Source organism: Marivita sp., from assembly GCF_051859345.1.
Taxonomy (GTDB): Bacteria; Pseudomonadota; Alphaproteobacteria; order Rhodobacterales; family Rhodobacteraceae; genus Marivita.
The window spans coordinates 1-15787 of record NZ_JBHYFV010000015.1 but is presented as its reverse complement, the minus strand read 5'-3'; the positions used below and the strand labels follow the sequence as shown (position 1 = coordinate 15787).

At 61.1% G+C, this 15787-nt stretch carries 17 protein-coding genes; 3 read left to right on the top strand and 14 right to left on the bottom strand.

Annotated elements, in window-relative coordinates:
- Position 1: 1 nt before the first annotated feature.
- The 6 genes from ACTIEN_RS11515 to ACTIEN_RS11490 form a co-directional block, all read right to left on the bottom strand.
- Positions 2 to 1681 (bottom strand): ABC transporter permease, encoded by a 1680-nt coding sequence (locus tag ACTIEN_RS11515; protein ID WP_439523283.1) that lies wholly within the window; start codon positions 1679 to 1681, stop codon positions 2 to 4.
- 230 nt (positions 1682 to 1911) lie between these two features.
- Positions 1912 to 3798, bottom strand: a complete 1887-nt coding sequence (locus ACTIEN_RS11510) for a bifunctional sugar phosphate isomerase/epimerase/4-hydroxyphenylpyruvate dioxygenase family protein (RefSeq protein ID WP_439523282.1) — start codon at positions 3796 to 3798, stop codon at positions 1912 to 1914.
- Between the two features lie 70 nt (positions 3799 to 3868).
- Complete coding sequence (locus ACTIEN_RS11505; RefSeq protein ID WP_439523281.1) at positions 3869 to 4717, bottom strand: shikimate dehydrogenase; 849 nt, start codon at positions 4715 to 4717, stop codon at positions 3869 to 3871.
- Positions 4718 to 4720: 3 nt separating this feature from the next.
- Complete coding sequence (locus ACTIEN_RS11500; protein WP_439523280.1) at positions 4721 to 5395, bottom strand: class II aldolase/adducin family protein; 675 nt, start codon at positions 5393 to 5395, stop codon at positions 4721 to 4723.
- A gap of 9 nt (positions 5396 to 5404) precedes the next feature.
- Complete coding sequence (locus ACTIEN_RS11495) at positions 5405 to 6145, bottom strand: class II aldolase/adducin family protein (protein ID WP_439523279.1); 741 nt, start codon at positions 6143 to 6145, stop codon at positions 5405 to 5407.
- Entirely contained in the window at positions 6145 to 7134 is a 990-nt protein-coding gene (locus tag ACTIEN_RS11490; RefSeq protein ID WP_439523278.1) for a hypothetical protein, read from the bottom strand. Before ACTIEN_RS11490 ends, ACTIEN_RS11495 begins: the two co-directional genes overlap by 1 nt.
- 185 nt (positions 7135 to 7319) lie before the next feature.
- On the opposite strand from ACTIEN_RS11490, the gene ACTIEN_RS11485 reads away from it, so the two are divergent.
- The 3 genes from ACTIEN_RS11485 (at position 7320) to ACTIEN_RS11475 (ending at position 9457) form a co-directional block, all read left to right on the top strand.
- A complete protein-coding gene (locus ACTIEN_RS11485) occupies positions 7320 to 8180 on the top strand; it encodes an NAD(P)-dependent oxidoreductase (RefSeq protein ID WP_439523277.1) in 861 nt (286 codons plus the stop codon).
- A 92-nt stretch (positions 8181 to 8272) separates the two neighbouring features.
- Positions 8273 to 8851: a cupin domain-containing protein gene (locus ACTIEN_RS11480; protein ID WP_439523276.1), complete on the top strand. Its 579-nt coding sequence runs from the start codon at positions 8273 to 8275 to the stop codon at positions 8849 to 8851.
- 12 nt (positions 8852 to 8863) lie between these two features.
- Positions 8864 to 9457 carry a cupin domain-containing protein gene (locus ACTIEN_RS11475; protein WP_439523275.1) on the top strand — a complete coding sequence of 198 codons (594 nt, stop codon included), beginning with the start codon at positions 8864 to 8866 and terminating at the stop codon, positions 9455 to 9457.
- Positions 9458 to 9518: 61 nt separating this feature from the next.
- On the opposite strand, the gene ACTIEN_RS11470 is transcribed toward ACTIEN_RS11475, so the two are convergent.
- The 8 genes from ACTIEN_RS11470 to ACTIEN_RS11435 form a co-directional block, all read right to left on the bottom strand.
- Positions 9519 to 10739: an MFS transporter gene (locus tag ACTIEN_RS11470; RefSeq protein WP_439523274.1), complete on the bottom strand. Its 1221-nt coding sequence runs from the start codon at positions 10737 to 10739 to the stop codon at positions 9519 to 9521.
- Positions 10736 to 11254, bottom strand: coding sequence for a hypothetical protein (locus tag ACTIEN_RS11465; protein ID WP_439523273.1), 519 nt, complete (start codon positions 11252 to 11254; stop codon positions 10736 to 10738). Before ACTIEN_RS11465 ends, ACTIEN_RS11470 begins: the two co-directional genes overlap by 4 nt.
- Entirely contained in the window at positions 11251 to 11868 is a 618-nt protein-coding gene (locus tag ACTIEN_RS11460; protein ID WP_439523272.1) for a permease, read from the bottom strand. The genes ACTIEN_RS11465 and ACTIEN_RS11460 overlap by 4 nt, the downstream gene beginning before the upstream one ends.
- An 11-nt stretch (positions 11869 to 11879) precedes the next feature.
- Positions 11880 to 12317: a hypothetical protein gene (locus ACTIEN_RS11455; RefSeq protein WP_439523271.1), complete on the bottom strand. Its 438-nt coding sequence runs from the start codon at positions 12315 to 12317 to the stop codon at positions 11880 to 11882.
- Between the two features lie 66 nt (positions 12318 to 12383).
- On the bottom strand, positions 12384 to 12980 hold the full coding sequence (locus ACTIEN_RS11450; RefSeq protein ID WP_439523270.1) for a HupE/UreJ family protein: 597 nt from the start codon (positions 12978 to 12980) through the stop codon (positions 12384 to 12386).
- Between the two features lie 50 nt (positions 12981 to 13030).
- Complete coding sequence (locus ACTIEN_RS11445; protein WP_439523269.1) at positions 13031 to 13615, bottom strand: hypothetical protein; 585 nt, start codon at positions 13613 to 13615, stop codon at positions 13031 to 13033.
- Positions 13616 to 13620: 5 nt separating this feature from the next.
- Positions 13621 to 14910, bottom strand: a complete 1290-nt coding sequence (locus ACTIEN_RS11440) for an aromatic ring-hydroxylating dioxygenase subunit alpha (RefSeq protein WP_439523268.1) — start codon at positions 14908 to 14910, stop codon at positions 13621 to 13623.
- Between the two features lie 76 nt (positions 14911 to 14986).
- On the bottom strand, positions 14987 to 15787 hold an 801-nt coding region (locus ACTIEN_RS11435), incomplete at its 5' end, for a hypothetical protein (RefSeq protein ID WP_439523267.1).

Here is a 15787-nt window from a genome sequence, read left to right as displayed (position 1 = left end):
CTCAGGCGCCCTCTTTTGTTTTTCCCTGCTCGTTGCGAATACGCCGACACAAGAGGATCACCGGAAGCGTTCCAATCGCCACGATCACGAGGCTAGGAACCGCCGCACCGGCCAGCCGCTCATCCGATGCAAGCCTGTGCGCCTGAACGGCGAGCGTATCAAAGTTGAACGGTCGCATGATCAGCGTGGCAGGCAGTTCCTTCATCACGTCGACAAATACAATCAGCAGCGCCGTGAACAGACTGGGCCGTAAAAGCGGGAAATGAACTCGTCGCAGCAGGCCCCATTCGCTTTGCCCAAGCACCCGTGCAGCGGCGTCCATGTTCGGATTGATCACCGCAACGCCGCCTTCATACGCCCCGATGGCCGCCGCCAGGAACCGGATCATGTAGGCGCAGACCAGCAGCCAGATTGACCCGGTGAACAGAAGTCCGGTCGAGATACCAAATGTATCGCGCATGTAGGCGTCGAGCGTGTTGTCGAAATAGGCGAAGGGCACCAAGAGACCCACCGCGATCACGCCACCCGGAACGGCATAGCCCAGCCGACCGATATACAGCATGATTGTCGCGGACCAGGACGACCGACTGCGGGCAAGGCTGCCAAAGAGCAAGGCAACTGCTACGGTGATCACCGCCGCAACCAGCCCGAGCGTAACCGAGTTTTGGGCAAATTGCAGATAACGCGGGCTGAGCAAGCTTTGCTCTGATCCAAGCGCCATTTCCGACAGCATCACCACCGGAAGCAGGCATCCCAGGAACGCAGGTAGAAAGCAGGTCAGGAACGCAAGCTTGCCCGCGAGGCCGTTCAGCCTCACACGAGACATTTGTTCGAACTTGCGACCAAACGCATACCGCGCCTCGCCCCGGTTGATGCGTTCGAGAACAGCCAGCAAAAGGGCAAATGCCAAAAGTCCAAGCGACAGCTGCGCCGCTGCGGCGCGATCCGCAAAGGTAAACCAGCTGGAATAGATCCCGACGGCAAAGGTCTGTACGCCAAAGTAGGACACGGTGCCGAAATCCGCGATGGTTTCCATCCCGACCAGCATGGCACCTGACGCAATCGCAGGCCGCGCCATAGGCAGGGATACACGCCAGAATGCACCGATCCGGGTCTGCCCAAGCGATTGCGCCGCATAGAACGTTGTCGCGCTTTGCGATGCAAACGCCGCCCGCGCCAGTAGGTAAACATAAGGATACAGCACCAGCGTCAGCATCGCCGCCGCACCACCCAGCGATCGGATTTCGGGAAACCAGTAGTCCCGTGGGCCCCACCCTGTCACTGTGCGCAAGGTCGCCTGCACGATGCCGGGATGATCCAGAACATGCGTATAGGCATAGGCCAGCACATAAGCGGGGAACGCCAAAGGCAGAACCAGCGCGATCTCCAGAACGCGTCGCCCCCAGAACTCGGTTGTGGTCACAAGCCAGGCGGCAATCGTACCGATGATCGTACTGAACAGGACAACAAGAACCAACAAGGCCAGCGTGGCGCGCGTGTAGCGCGCAAGCACGGTTTCAGCCAGGGATTGCAAGGTTTCAGTCGATCCCATGAACGCGGCGATCAGAACGCTGACATGCGGAAGAAGGCAGATTGCCGCGACGAAGGCCGCAATCCCCCAAGGCACCCGTCCTCGCCACGAACGAGACGGTTTTTCGGCGTGAACTGTTGTGTCTACCATAAAGCGGTCGCGCAATCCCAAAGCGACAGACCTCTTATCCGATAGGTTCTGTCAGGTTTGGTCACTCTCTTAGCATCGCAAATTCGCAAGCGAAATCCCATTCACCGCGCAAGTGTGCCGCAGTCCGGCTTGCTCGACCTCTGTTGGTCGGGACGTCTCGACTGAACAGGAATATCCGCCGACAGAGGATTGGCATGGAAAGAAAGACGTCATGACCAATTCCGCAGGGGTCAATAGCGCGGCATTCCTTTGGGGCGCATGAGACGTTTCTGAGCCGCGATGCGGAACGGAGCATTCGGCGCACCATATCCGGCGTAACCGTCGGTCCGTTGAACGATCTCGAAAAACAGGCCCTCGCCATAGGGACGTGAATACCGCTGAAGCAGGCAGCCTGCCTCGTCTTCGTCATACAGGATCGACGCCGTTTGAATCCGGTCAATGAAATCCTGCGACAGATCAAAGCGCGCGGCAAGATCGTGGTAATAGTTTTCAGGGATCGGCAAGGGTTGGAACCCCGCCGCATCCTGAACCTTTGCGGTGGCAAAGATGTCGTCAGTTGCAAAAGCGACATGCTGCACAGAAGCGCCAAACCCCGCGGCAAGAAAGCTACCTGCAAGCGTGCGATGCGTCTCAGCGCCATTCAGCGTGATGCGAAACGCACCGTCGCGAGTGGCAAGAGCCTGACTGCGCACAAGGCCATCAGGGTCGATCACATCTACCATCGCCGATTTTTCAAGGTCGAACAAAGTCGTGTAAAACAGGGACCAGGACAGCATCTCGTCATAGCTCATGGTTTGCGCGATGTGGTCGATCTTGGTCAGACCGGCATCGGACCCGGTGACCAAGTCTTGCTGAAATTCTATATCCCAGACGTCGTTCAGCCCGGAAGTCTCGTCCAGAAAGTGCAGCACAGAGCCCCTAAGTCCGCGAATTGCGGGGATGTCCAACTCTCCTGCGCCCAAGGGTTGGCGGAATGGTTCTGCTCCCAGCGCCTTGGCGCGCAACAAGGCTGCATCGGAGTCAGTTACGGAGATGCCGACATCACAAACAGAGGTGCCCCGCGTGACAAAGCTGTTGGCGGCGTGACCCTCAGCATCAGCGTTGAGCACGATGCGGATATCGCCTTGCTGCCAAAGCGTCAGGTCCTTGGCGATATGTCGTGCCGTGCGTTGAAAACCCATGTTGGACAAAAGCCGCTCAATCGCATCTTTCTCCGCACCACGCGTTGCGAATTCAACGAAGGACACACCTTCAACGGCAACGCGCGCGGGCAGTACTGGCAAAGATATCTTGATCTCGGGCTCTTGCCGGCGCACGTCGTCCATCAGGGCCACAAGCGATCGATAGCCATCCTGGGCAACTGTCTTCGCGTTGCCCCCGCGAAACTGGTCGTTGAAGATTTCGAGGCTGATCGGACCGGTATACCCTGCGGCCATGACGGCACGCATAAAGCCGGTCACGTCAAGATCGCCCTCGCCGGGCATGTTGCGAAAATGGCGCGACCAATAAAGCAGGTCCATGTCGATGCCGGGGGCATCCGCCAGCTGGACGAAAAAGATCTTGTCGCCCGGAATGGATCGGATCGTGTCAGGGTCGATCTTGCGTGCCAGGGTGTGAAAGCTGTCGAGGATCAGGCCAACCTGTGGGTGATCCGCGCGTCGCACGATTTCCCATGCATCGCGATGATCAAAGACATGCCGTCCCCAGGCCAAGGCCTCGTAACCGACACGCAAGCCGCGTTTGGCAGCGCGGTCTCCAAGCGCGGCCAGATCATCCGCCGCACGGTCGATGCCGCCCACAGCCTCTGGATGCACTGCGGAACAGATCAGAACCAGATCGGTGCCCAGTTCTTGCATGAGGTCGAATTTCCGTTCGGCCCGATCAAAGGCTTTACGGCGCAGATCACCGGGCAATCCTTCGAAGTCTCGAAAGGGCTGGAACAGCGTGATTTCAAGTCCATGATCTTGGATCATCCGACCCACCTCTTGTGGGGGACCATCATGGGCGATGAAGTCCTGTTCGAATATCTCGATCCCGTCAAAACCGGCGGCGGCTATGGCCTCCAATCTGTCCGGCAGGCTTCCTGAAATCGAAACGGTGGCGATGGATGTCTTCATGTCGCTCCTCGCAATGAATTGTACGGCGTCAAACATTGACACCGACATGGCTGCGCGGAAGGTCTTGGACTCAGCCGCTCAGGCTTTCAGCCATCATTCGGCGCAGGTCTTCCGTTACTTCGGGCTCCAGTCCGAACCAGAGCTTCCACGCTGGTGGGCCTTGATGCAACAGCATGCCCAACCCGGCGCAGGTCCGGTTTCCACGCGCTGCGGCCGCAGCAAGGAACGGCGTCTGCAAGGGAGCATACACGATATCCGCAGCAATCGCATCGCTGGGCAGCGCATCAAGCGACAGGTCAAGCGGTGGCTGGCCCACCATGCCGCAGCTTGTGGTGTTCACCACCAAAGCCACACCGCGCAACGACTCTGTCCGTTCGGCCCAATCGACACAAGTGATCGGACCGCCAATGGCGGCAGCGACCGTTTCTGCATGGGCCTTGGTGCGGTTAACCAGTCGGATCTCGGCGACTCCGGCGTCCAGCAACCCGTGACACACCGCCCGAGCGCCACCCCCTGCCCCGATGACGGTCGCCGGACCTGACGCGGGCTGCCAGTCGGGACAAGTTTCCCGAAGATTGCCCAGAAAGCCGCGCCAGTCGTTGTTGGTGCCAAACAGGCTGCCATCGTCGCGCACATGGATACAGGACACCGCGCCGATCTTTCGGGCAATCGGGTCAAGGTCATCGACCACCCGCATCGCGTCGAGCTTGTGCGGGATTGTGACATTCACGCCGGAAAACCTCAGCGGATACAGACCGCGCAGCGCCGCTTCGACCGAGCCGGGTTTGATCGCCAGCGGCACATAGGTTCCATTCAGCCCCGTCTGCCGCATCCAGTAATTGTGCATCATCGGAGAGCGCGAATGCATGACGGGCCAGCCCATGACCCCGGCAAGATGGAAACGGTCCTGTTCAGCCATGGCTCAGCCCTCCAGCTTGGCGGCGTGGTGATCCCAGGTGCGCTGGAACAGGCCGGGATTGTAGAGCTTCTTCGCCGCGGCCGCGATTTCATCGTCGGAAAAGACGTAAGGTGTGCCGATCAGTAACGCGCGGTATTGGCGTTCGGCGTTTTCCTCAAGATAATTCAGCAGAACAAACGCCTCTTGGATGGTCGCCCCGACCGTCACCGCACCGTGCGACTTCATCAATGCGGCGGGCCGTTCACCCAACGTCTCGCACAGCCGCGCCGACATTTCCGGCGAATTGATGCTGTCTGGTGTGTCGAGCAGCGGAACGGGATGCACCAGCGTGCCTTGGGCAAAGACCGGCAGATAGTCGTGGCCGGTCATCGTCAGATAGGTGGACCATTTCGGGTGTGCATGGCAGATCGCGCCCACATCGGGCCGCGCCTTGTAAATCCCAGCGTGCAGGTGAAATTCCAGCGGCGGCTTGCCCGGCCCTTCGGTAACCTGCCCGTCGAGATCGGTCAGACAGATATCGTCGGCGGTCAATCGGCTGCGCTGCGCGGAACCGTTGTTGATCAGCATTCCATCGCCGTGACGGATCGAAGCGTGACCGTTATAGTCGATGATCCCGTAATTTTCGAGCATCCGCAGACAAAGCGCCAACTGCGCTTTAAGGCTGTGCGTGTCGGTCATGTCCTCTCCTTACCAGCCGGTTTCGACGCGGATTTCACGCCGCCAGAGATCCCATGCGCGCATCCCGGCTGTCATGTTTGGCACATCGGCCAGCGCGCCTTCCTCTTTGGTCAGCGATGCGATGGGGCCACCCTGCGCCAGCGCATGGGTAAAGTGCTGCACCCGCGCGTTGACCTCGGTATAAACGGCGCGGAACACCGCAACCTGAAGATTGGGGCCACAGGCGACAGAGCCATGCGCGCGCATCAACGCGATGTCGTGTTCGCCCAGCGCCTCGGCAAGTGCGACACCTTTGGTGCAGTCGCAGACCAGCATGTCGGTTGCCCCGAACTTGTCGGCAATGTCAAAGACCGGTGCGCCGCGCGCCAGAAAAGCGGCGTTGTGGAACATCGCAGTCAGGGGCGCACGGTCGGTCAAACCAAAGGGGATCACGCTGGGCGAATGCGAATGCACAACCGAACAGATGTCAGGCCGCGCGCGGTAGATCTCGCCGTGGATGAACCGTTCAAGAAAGCCCTTGGGCGCATCCGGGTCGCAGGCATCGCTGTTCAGATCGTATTCGACAATATCCTCGGGTGTGACCAGCGCCGGAGCCAGTGCGCGCGACATGAGATACCGGTCAGACGCAACGGGATGGCGCATCGAGACATGGCCAAACCCGTCCACCACTTCCCGCGCCGCCAGAATGCGCGCGGCGGCGGCCAGATCGGCGATCAGGTCGGGGGAAAGCGGTCCACCGGATGCGGGCATCAGATGATCACCTTGGTCTGGACCGAAGCCGGGAAGATTTCCTCTGGCGTGAACTGGCGATGCGCGATGCCCTGCTGATGGGTGTAAAGCGCCATCATCTCCCATGTCTTGCGGTTTTCCTCGATGCCAAAGGGGAACGGATCCTTGCCGAAAATCTCCTGCATCTTGCGGGCATAGGTCGGCAGCCACGCCAGCGGATAGCGCGACACCGCCGGGTCAAGCAGGCGTTCGATGCTGCGCCGTTTGCTTTCCTGGAAGGCATTGAAAAGGTTGCGCGCGACCCAAGGGTGGGCGTCATGGACGGATTTCTTCATTGCCACGATATGCATGATCGGCCAGACGCCGGACTGGGCATAATAATCCTCTTCGATACCGGTGAAATCGGGGTAAAGGCGCAGGATGTCGGGATGATTTTCCAAGAAGCACGTCGGCGGGCGCGCGATGATGGCGCAGTCCAGTTCCCCGCTCGCCAGCATTTCGGACAGCGACTTGTCCTTGACGCGGTCAATCTCGATCCCGGCAGGCAGGTTCAGTTCGACCTTTTCCTCGCGCCCAGGCGCGTTGGCCCCGGCCTGCACCCAGCGGATTTTGGTCAGGTCCATGCCCAGATCGTTCTGCATCCAGCCCCTGATCCACACAGCAGCGGAATGCGCCCATTCGGGGCTGCCGACGGTCTTGCCATACAGGTCTTCGACCTTGGTGATGCCGGACTTGCGGTTGACGTAGAAAGACGAGAACCGGAACAGCCGCGAACAGATCACCGGCAGGCCGATCAGGTCGCTGTCCTTGCGCGTGACCTGCGTGGCGAATTTGGCGAAGGACATTTCCGACAGGTCGAATTCGCGGTTGGCGGTCATCCGGGCGAAACACTCGTGATGGCCAAGCAGGAGCCAGTTGAGGTCGATGCCCTCGGGCTTGACCGCGCCGGTTCGGATATCGCGGAAATGATCGTAATCGGTTGTCGCGATGGTCAATGGCAACTGTGTCATCGCCCCTCCCCTGCTGTCTGGCTGAAGCGCCTCTGCGCCTTGTCACGTCATGCTAAGCGGGCAGGTATCACCAGACAATCCCATTTTTGGACCGACATTCCATATAAGGGAACGCAAGGTGCGGCGGCATTGAACCCGATCCAGACCGCGCTTTCTGTTGCTGGCAACAACTGGGAGGAACAGTCATGCAGGTCGGATTTGTGGGCGTCGGCGCGATGGGGGCCGCTATGGCGGGGCATGTGGCGCAAGGCGGGCATGAGGTGCGCGTGTTCGATCTGGACAGCGCCACAATGGACAAGGCCGCCCAACATCCGGGCGTCAGTGCCACGGACACGGCGGGAATCGCGGATTGCGCGACTGTCATCATCGTTGTGGCGACCGACGATCAAAGCCGCACGGTTGTAGCTGATCTATTGGACCGGGGCGCGCAGGGCGTTTTGGTCATCGCCGGAACCAACCATCCCCGCACGATGATCGACCTTGCCGCGATCTGTGACACGGCAGGCGCCGGATTTGTCGATGCACCCGTATGCTTTGGCCTCAAAGGCGCGATTGACGGCGATCTGGTGTCGCTCTGCGGTGGTGAGGCCAAGCATGTGGAGACCATCCGCCCGGTGCTCGACTGCTACAGCCGCGCCGTCGAACATCTTGGGCCGGTGGGCTGTGGGCAGTTGGGAAAGACCTGCAACAACATGATGCACTGGGCCGCCTGCGTCGCCAATTACGAGGTGCTGAGCCTTGCCAAGTCTTGCGGGATCGACGCGCAGAGAATGCGCGAGACGTTGCTGAAATGCCCAGCCCGCAACACCACGCTGGAGCGCTGGGACACGACACGCCTGACCTGGCACGAAAAGGACATGGATGTAGCGCTTGACCTGTCGCAGCAGGCGGGGCTGTCGCTGCCGCTGTTCGGGATGGTGGACCAGCTTGTCAAACGATTGGGACCAGAGGGCGTCAAGTCGCTACTCTATGGGGACGAGGCCGAGTATCTGGGCCAGCGCATCGCACCGCAGGCCCTGTCGGACGTCGTCTGCAAGGGGGGATGAAATGTTCCGATATACGGAACGTCGATCCATTGACGGGAAAAGGCCGTCTCGCTAGTCTTTCCCGAGACAGGCCATTCAGCGGAGGAAACGCCATGTCGGAGGACACCAAGACCGAGCCCGCGCTCGGTCACAACAGCGACAAGCGCGAAAAGGTGGTGTGGGAACGCTGGAGCAAGAAACGCACCTTCGTGCGCGCTCTGGAAGGCACCTACGGCCAGCTCAAGGACGAGCTATACAACCAGCCGCGCGTCTACCGCACGTCTGACATGGCGTGGAAAGGCGGGCCGCAAAGCTTCGGGAAGAAGGTCATCAACCCGCAAGCCAACAAGATCGCACAGTCGATCGAGGCGCATGTCGATGTGTACGCCCCCGGAGGTTATGGCCAGATCCACGGCCACATGAATTCGGCGGTTTTCTTTGTCCTCAAGGGCAAGGGCTTTGACATCCATGATGGGCGACGGATGAACTGGGAAGCTGGTGATGCGTTGATCGTCGAAAACGCCTGCGTCCACCAGCACCTGAACGAAAGCGACGACGAGACCTATGTTCTGGTGCTCAAGGCCAAGCCGCTTTTCCTGTTCATGCACATGATCTTTCAGAAGATGGTGGAATATCCCCCCGAGGACCCGGTCCCCGGACAAGAGGATTTCACCCCACCGACGAACCTGTAACGGAGGCCTGACATGGGACTCGACGCAATCACCTTTTCCGACGCCATCGAACGCCAACGCGCCAAGCAAGGCGCGCCTGAAGTGTCGTTCTACAAAGAAGCGCTGGAGGAAAGCCAGAAATTCCGCCGCGAATACGTCGATCGGACGAATGTGGTGAAATGGGACAAGATGCCCATGGAACGGTCGGCAGATGGGCTGATCAAGCACATCATCAACGAACGGATGGACACCAAGGAATGCTGCATCGACATCTACATGCAGTTCATCGCCGCAGGTCAGGCCACCGGCACCAGCCGTCACCTGACCGAAGAGATTGCCTTTGTCATCGAAGGCACCGGGCATGACCTGCACTATGATGTGCAGTTCGAATGCAAGGAAACCTTTGAATGGACATGGGACACCACGCCAAAGCAATATGACTGGGGTCCGGGCGATTTCATCTACGTGCCGCCCTATGTGGCGCACAAGCGGGTCAACACCTCGGATGTCGAGGCGCGGGTGATCGTGTGCAATTCGCGCATCATGAAGGCCATCGGTCTGGATTGGTTCGACCAGCTTGAACCCGCCGAAGGGTTCGAGGATGTCTGGGTGCCACCCGCCGATTGACCGGTCCCGCGTCCGCATGGTTTTGTTATGCGCCGCGCCTTCGGGGGCGGCGTTTTCCGTTCTACCGGACCAGCGACCGGATGCGTCGCATCTCGGGGAACAGGACCGCCCAGGCACCCGCCACCGCCACCGTTCCCGCCGCGCCGACCGCAACAGCGGCCACCGGCCCGATCAGCACCGCCATGGTTCCGGCGCGAAAGCCGCCGACCTCGTTCGAGGCCCCGACGAACACCTGATTGACCGCATTGACGCGCCCCCGCAAGTCATCCGGTGTCCAGATCTGCACAAGGCTTTGCCGGATGTTGACGCTGATCATGTCCGCCGCGCCCATGCCCACCAGCGCCAGAACCGACAGCCAGAGCGTTTCGGACAACGCAAAGACCAGCGTCAACAAGCCGAACACCACCACCGTTGCCAGCATGGTCTGGCCCGCGTGATCACGCACTGGCCGGAAGACCAGCCAGGCCCCCATGAAGATCGCCCCCACCGCCTGCGCCGCGCGAAGAAAGCCAAGTCCGGTTGGCCCGACCTGAAGAATATCGGCCGCATAGACAGGCAATAGCGCGACAGCACCACCTAGCAGGACCGCGAAAAGATCGAGCGAAATCGCTCCAAGCACCACCTTTTCCGACCAGATATAGCGGAAACCCGCGTTCAGCGTCTGCCAGTCCACCGACTTGCCGGATTTGATCTGACGCGGTTGCGGGATCGACAGGAACAAGACCGCCGCCGCGACCAGCGCCACAAGGGTCGCGCCATAGGCGGCCTCGGGGGCCAGTCCAAAGAGCAATCCGCCAACCGCCGGTCCGCCGATGGTCGATACCTGCTGTCCCGTGCTGACCACGGCGATAGCGCGCGACAATTCGGGTTTTGGCACAAGGTTCGGGATGATCGACTGCCGCGCCGGGTTGTAGAAAGCCCGCGCACCACCAAAGATGGCAAGGATGACAAAGACCGGCCAGACAACGCTGAATCCCTTGATGCTCAGCACCAGAAGCGCCCCTGCGCAACCCGCCATCAACGCAAGGCAGATGCCCAGGATCAGCCGCCGCGAATACCGGTCGGACACGGTGCCGGTCACCAGAACCAAAGCCAGAGCCGGGGCGAATTGCGACAGGCCTATGAGGCCCAGATCGAACGGGTCACCGGTGACGGCATAGACCTGCCAACCGACGGCGACCGTCTGCATCTGAAGCGCAAACCCGGTCAGGATCAGCGCCAGCCAGTACCGGGCGAACCCGGTATGTCGAAACACCGCAAAACGGTCGGGATCAGTCCTCATTCGATGGGAACCGCCGCACCAAAAAGCGTGACCATGCCGACCAGCATCGCCAGTCCTCCGGCCAGAAAGGGCAGCGCAAGCACCGCGACGATCCGCATCCGCAGGAAGGACGCGCCGACCAGCGGAACCTCGTAGATCAGGATGCGATGCGCGGCAAAGAGGCTCCAGGAGGTGATGAAGGTGATGAGGGCCGCAGTGGACGCACCCGCCTTGGCAAAAACTGCGGCGATGGCAAAGGTGATGACCGGACCTGCCGGGATCATCAGGCCAACTGCCGCCGCAACGGGCAAGGCCGCCAGACCGGCATCAGCGCCAAGATAGCTGCTGATCGTCTGTTTCGGGATCAGTTCGGCAATGAAGCCTGCCGCAACCAGAGCGCAGAGCATTCGCGGCACCAGTTTGAAGAACTGTTCAACAAAGCGCTTGAGAACCGGCCCGGCGGGCTGTTGCCTTGCCACCGCCAGAGCCAGCAGCACCATGAACACCACCAGAAGAGAAGAAACGCCGATGCTCATCCCTTTGACCTGTCACCGCCCTGGTCATCCGTCGCGCGCGTGTCCCCCGGCAGCGTCAAGGTCAGCGGCAGCTTGCGGGCAATGAGGCCCGCGATCACCGGCAGCGGCAGGGTGACCAGCAATCGGAAGGCGGCAAATTCAGTGCCCATAAACGGCACATCCCAGACCAGCACCCGTTGCAGCCCCAAAAGCGCCCAAGAAGTGATATAAGCCACCAGCGGCCCGCGATCCGCGCCCGAGGCGGCCAGAACAGCCAAGAGCGCATAGGCCGATGACGGCCCGCCCGGCGTGATCGCCCCTGCCACGGTGGCGATGATCAACCCGCGAAAGCCGCTTTCCGATCCGACAAGGCCCGACACCCGGTCTCGGGGCAGCAGAAACCAGATCAGCGCGGCGATGGACAGGGCCAGGATCACACGCGGCATCAGATCGACCAGCAGCCAGGCGTCCTGTAGCAACGCCGTGTGAAAGGACTCCGGACCCTTGATGGCCCAACAGACAATGCCCGTCAGCGCTGCAACGGCGAAGAATCCCCAGAATCCCCGCCCGAACCCGTCGCGCCAGAGTTCGCGCCGCCAATCGGGATCGTGGATGAAGTCAAGCGGCGCGGGCACTAGGGCAGTCCTTAGTGTGTGTGGTCGTGATCGTGTCCGTGATGATGGTCGTGATCATGGTGATGGCCGTGATGCTCCGCGCGGCGCTCTTCGGCCATTCGGCGCGGTTCGGCATGACCCGATGTCACGGCTTCGATCGTGGCGCGGAAAAGGTCGGCCTCGGGTGGCAATTGCCCGGCCAGAAACCCTGCAAGCCGCGCCAATGCAATGGCTTGCGCGGCAAGGGCATCGACGGTTTCGTCTTCTTCGGCGCTGGCGATATCGGCCATGGCGCGGGACAGGCCGTCGCGAAAGACGGCATCCATATAGGCGGCGCGACCGGATTCAGCCGACAGGCCGCGCGGCGCGATTCCTTCGCCGGTGCTCAGGTCCATCACCCGCGCCAGCACGCGCATATGTTCTTTCAGATCTTGCCCGACTTCTGTCTGTTCGTCGATCTCACCGCACATGGGCCTATCCTTTGTAAAGGGCGCGGCCCCGCCATTCCGGCAAGACCGCGCCTGTGTTCTATCAGTTCAAAGCGCGCCGAAGGCAAGCCCTGCACCAGCCATCGCAACCGCGCCACCGGCAATCCTCTGCACCAAAGCGTGACGCGCACCCAGACGGGCCGCGCCAAAGCCCAGCGCCAGACCGGCACCATGCAGCAACGCCGTTCCCGCAAGGAAGCCAAGCATGTAGCCCATCGGCGTCGCTGCGCCCATTTCGCCGCCATGTGCGTAGCCGTGGAACACCGCGAAGAGGCCGACAATCGCCATGCCAGCAGAGGTGGACATCCGCGCCGCCAAAGCGATCACCAGACCGAGCACCATCACAGAGGCAAGGATCATCGGCTCGACCATCGGAAGCGCAAAGCCGGTTCCCGCAAGGCCAAAGCCCACCGCCATCATCACCGCGAAGGCCGATGGAACCGCCCAAAGCGCGCGTCCCCCCAGCATCAGCGCCCAAAGGCCGACCGCCACCATGGCAAGGATGTGGTCAAGCCCGAACAGCGGGTGGCTAAAGCCTGCGGCGACCGATCCGTGTTGCGCAGGGTCCAGATGTGCCGCCGCCGGGGTCGCCAGCGCCAGCGCGCCAAGTCCGGCGATCACCGCCGTGGAAATCTTCTTCGTCATGGTCTTCTCCTTGTGTTGGAATGTGTCGGGATCGCCCCGTTTCTTCTGGGTCATGCCCGCAACGCCGTCAGCATCGCGGGCACGAAGTCATTGTCGCGTGCCACGACCAGCACGGAGGCGAAGCGCCGCATGGAATTCACGACCGCATCGACGGTCCTGTCTTTCTGTTCCTGTGCCAGCGCCAGCCCCGCGCACATGATCTTGCGCTCGAACGCCTCTCGGGCGATCACCTCGGCGGCGCCTTCACTGTCGCCGCTGGTAGCAAGCAGGACGACAATGTCCGCGCCCTCCAGTTCCTGTACAAGATCGGCCACTGTTCCGTCGGGATGGCTCAATGGCAGGTCCGACGCTGCCGTCTTTTCCGGGTCTACCAGGCCAATGGTCGCCAGCGTCAGGAAATGCGCGTTGTTCCACGGGTCTTCGGTGATGCCGTACATCACCTCCGCCGCTGCCGAATCGAGCGCGAAGATCCGCGACGTTCGGGTGGACGAGTTCGGGTATTGCACCCGGAACCGTGCCTCGGCTGCCGTGGCGGCGCGGGCGCAGGAACCCAGCATCGTCGGATGATCGACCGGCCCCCGCCCTGCCCGCGTGGCGTTGTCCGCCTCGAAGATGTCGTCGGAATCGTGCGGCATGACCGTCAGACCGATGTCTGCTTGACGCCGGGCTGGACCTTCAGATCCTCGGCCATCGCATCCTTGAACGGCTCGTCCGCCGGAAGCACCCGCGCGGCAGAGCGCACCATCTGGTGTTCAACCGTGCGGCCCGGAGGCATGGTGCCCTTGTCCCGCAGCGCGGTCACCGCCTTGCGCAACCGATGCCGCGCCATGATGATGCCGTTGTCGGTCGACACAAGGTTTTCCTTGGTTCGGTCCACGATCGGCCCCATGCTTTCCTGCAAGGAGGCATCCTGCATCGCGATGCCCCAGACGCCGGAATAGGTCTCGCCGCGCTTTTGTGCTTCGCGGTCCATCAGGTAGTCATTGTCCTTGTTCTGACGTGGACGGAAAGACCCCGGTGCCTCGTACTGGTTATGGACACCGTAGCCGTCGATCATCGCCTGCCGCTCTTCCGGCGACAGGGCGCGGGTCGGATGATAGTCAAAAGACCATGCCCAGCAGTTCTCGTCGTCGATGGGAATCCAGAAATGCCCGTGCATCGGGTGATCGCCACGCGGCGGCACCATTGTGAAGGACGGCATGATCCACGGCGTGATGCGCCAGTAATACTGATTGTCCTCGGCCATGCGGCGCGCGCCGATATAAAGCCCGCCATCGGCCTCGACCACTTCGAAGACAGGCTTCTTGTCGTTCTGGTTGTACTGGTTGCCCTTGGCCCCCCGGAACAACGGGTCGGTCTTGAGGCTTCCGGAATGCAGGAAAGAGACGTGGCTGGAATCGATCCCGCCTTCCATCGCCTGAAGCCAGTTGCATTCCTGCCAACGCTTGGAGGTAAAGGTCTGCTCGGGCGGGACGGTGGCGAACTCCCATTGCGGTTCGGGCGGGCGGTTGTCCTTGTCCCCCATATGGGTCCAAAGCACGTCACCCACCTTGATCAGCGGATAGGCCGTCAGCTTGATCTTTTCGCAAAACCCGGATTCGGCGGGTTCTGACGGCACCTCAACGCATTGGCCGGTATGGTCATATTTCCAGCCGTGATAGGGGCAACGGATGCCGCCCTCTTCATTGCGCCCGAACCAAAGCGACACGCCGCGATGGGCGCAGAATTCATCGATCAGGCCATAACGCCCCTTGCTGTCGCGGAAGGCCAGCAGGCGTTCGCCCAGCAATTTGACCCGCACCGGCGGAGCATCGTCCTCGGGCAGTTCCGAGGCCAGAAGGGCCGGAATCCAGTATTGCCGGAACATGTCGCCCATGGCGGAACCCGGATCGGTCTGGGTCAGAAGATCGTTCACTTCCTTGCGCAGCATTGCGGTTTCTCCTCTTTTCGGTCGGTGCGGTGTCCGCACCCTGTCACAGCGTTCGCGCGTATTCCGGTCTCGCCCGTCAGGATTTGGGCGGCAAATCCTTGAGTTCGGACTCGTATGCCACGTCCATCTTGGGCTCCAACCCGTTCTGGGCCAAGGCATCTGTGAACATGGTCCGCACCTCGGTTGTCTCGTCGGCATAGTCGATCTGGTCGCCGCCGATCCGCTGGCTGATCCAGGCTTTCGGCACACCCTGCGCGTTGCGGATAGCGACACCTTCGTATTTGAACGCGAGATAGCGGGCAGGTGTGGTGCCGGTGTTGAAGTGCTGGTGATACCACATGTTCGGCGGCACGATCATGCTGCCCGGTTTCCAGTCATAGCGCTGCGGCTCTGCGCCTTCGGGCCACATGAGGGAATAGCCTTCGCCCGACAGAATGATGACATGCGCGCCGGGGCCGTGGCGGTGACATTTCTTGTAGGTGCCGACCGGGAACTGGCTGATATGGCTGTTCATCGAACATCTGGCGAGCTGGAAGCGGATATGCCCGCCACCCGCGCCGCGTTCCTTGGCCTCGATCAGCGGCAGGTTGACCGCGTCGGCGACATAGTTGGTCTGGAGCAGCAAACCGTCCATCTGTTTGCTTTCGGCAAAATACTCCGGTTCGCCATTGAAACGGTCGGCAAAGTCGTAGGCCGTGTCGAAGATGAAATCCGGGTCTTCAAACACGTTCATGATCGGCGGCATGTTGGTGACGGCGACATAACGCGCCGGTTCGCTGCCAGAACCGTTGAAATGCTGGTGATTGGCGTTGACCGGGATGCCAAAGATCGCCCCCGGACCCCATTCAAAGCTGATCTTGTTGCCCTTGTCGTCCCA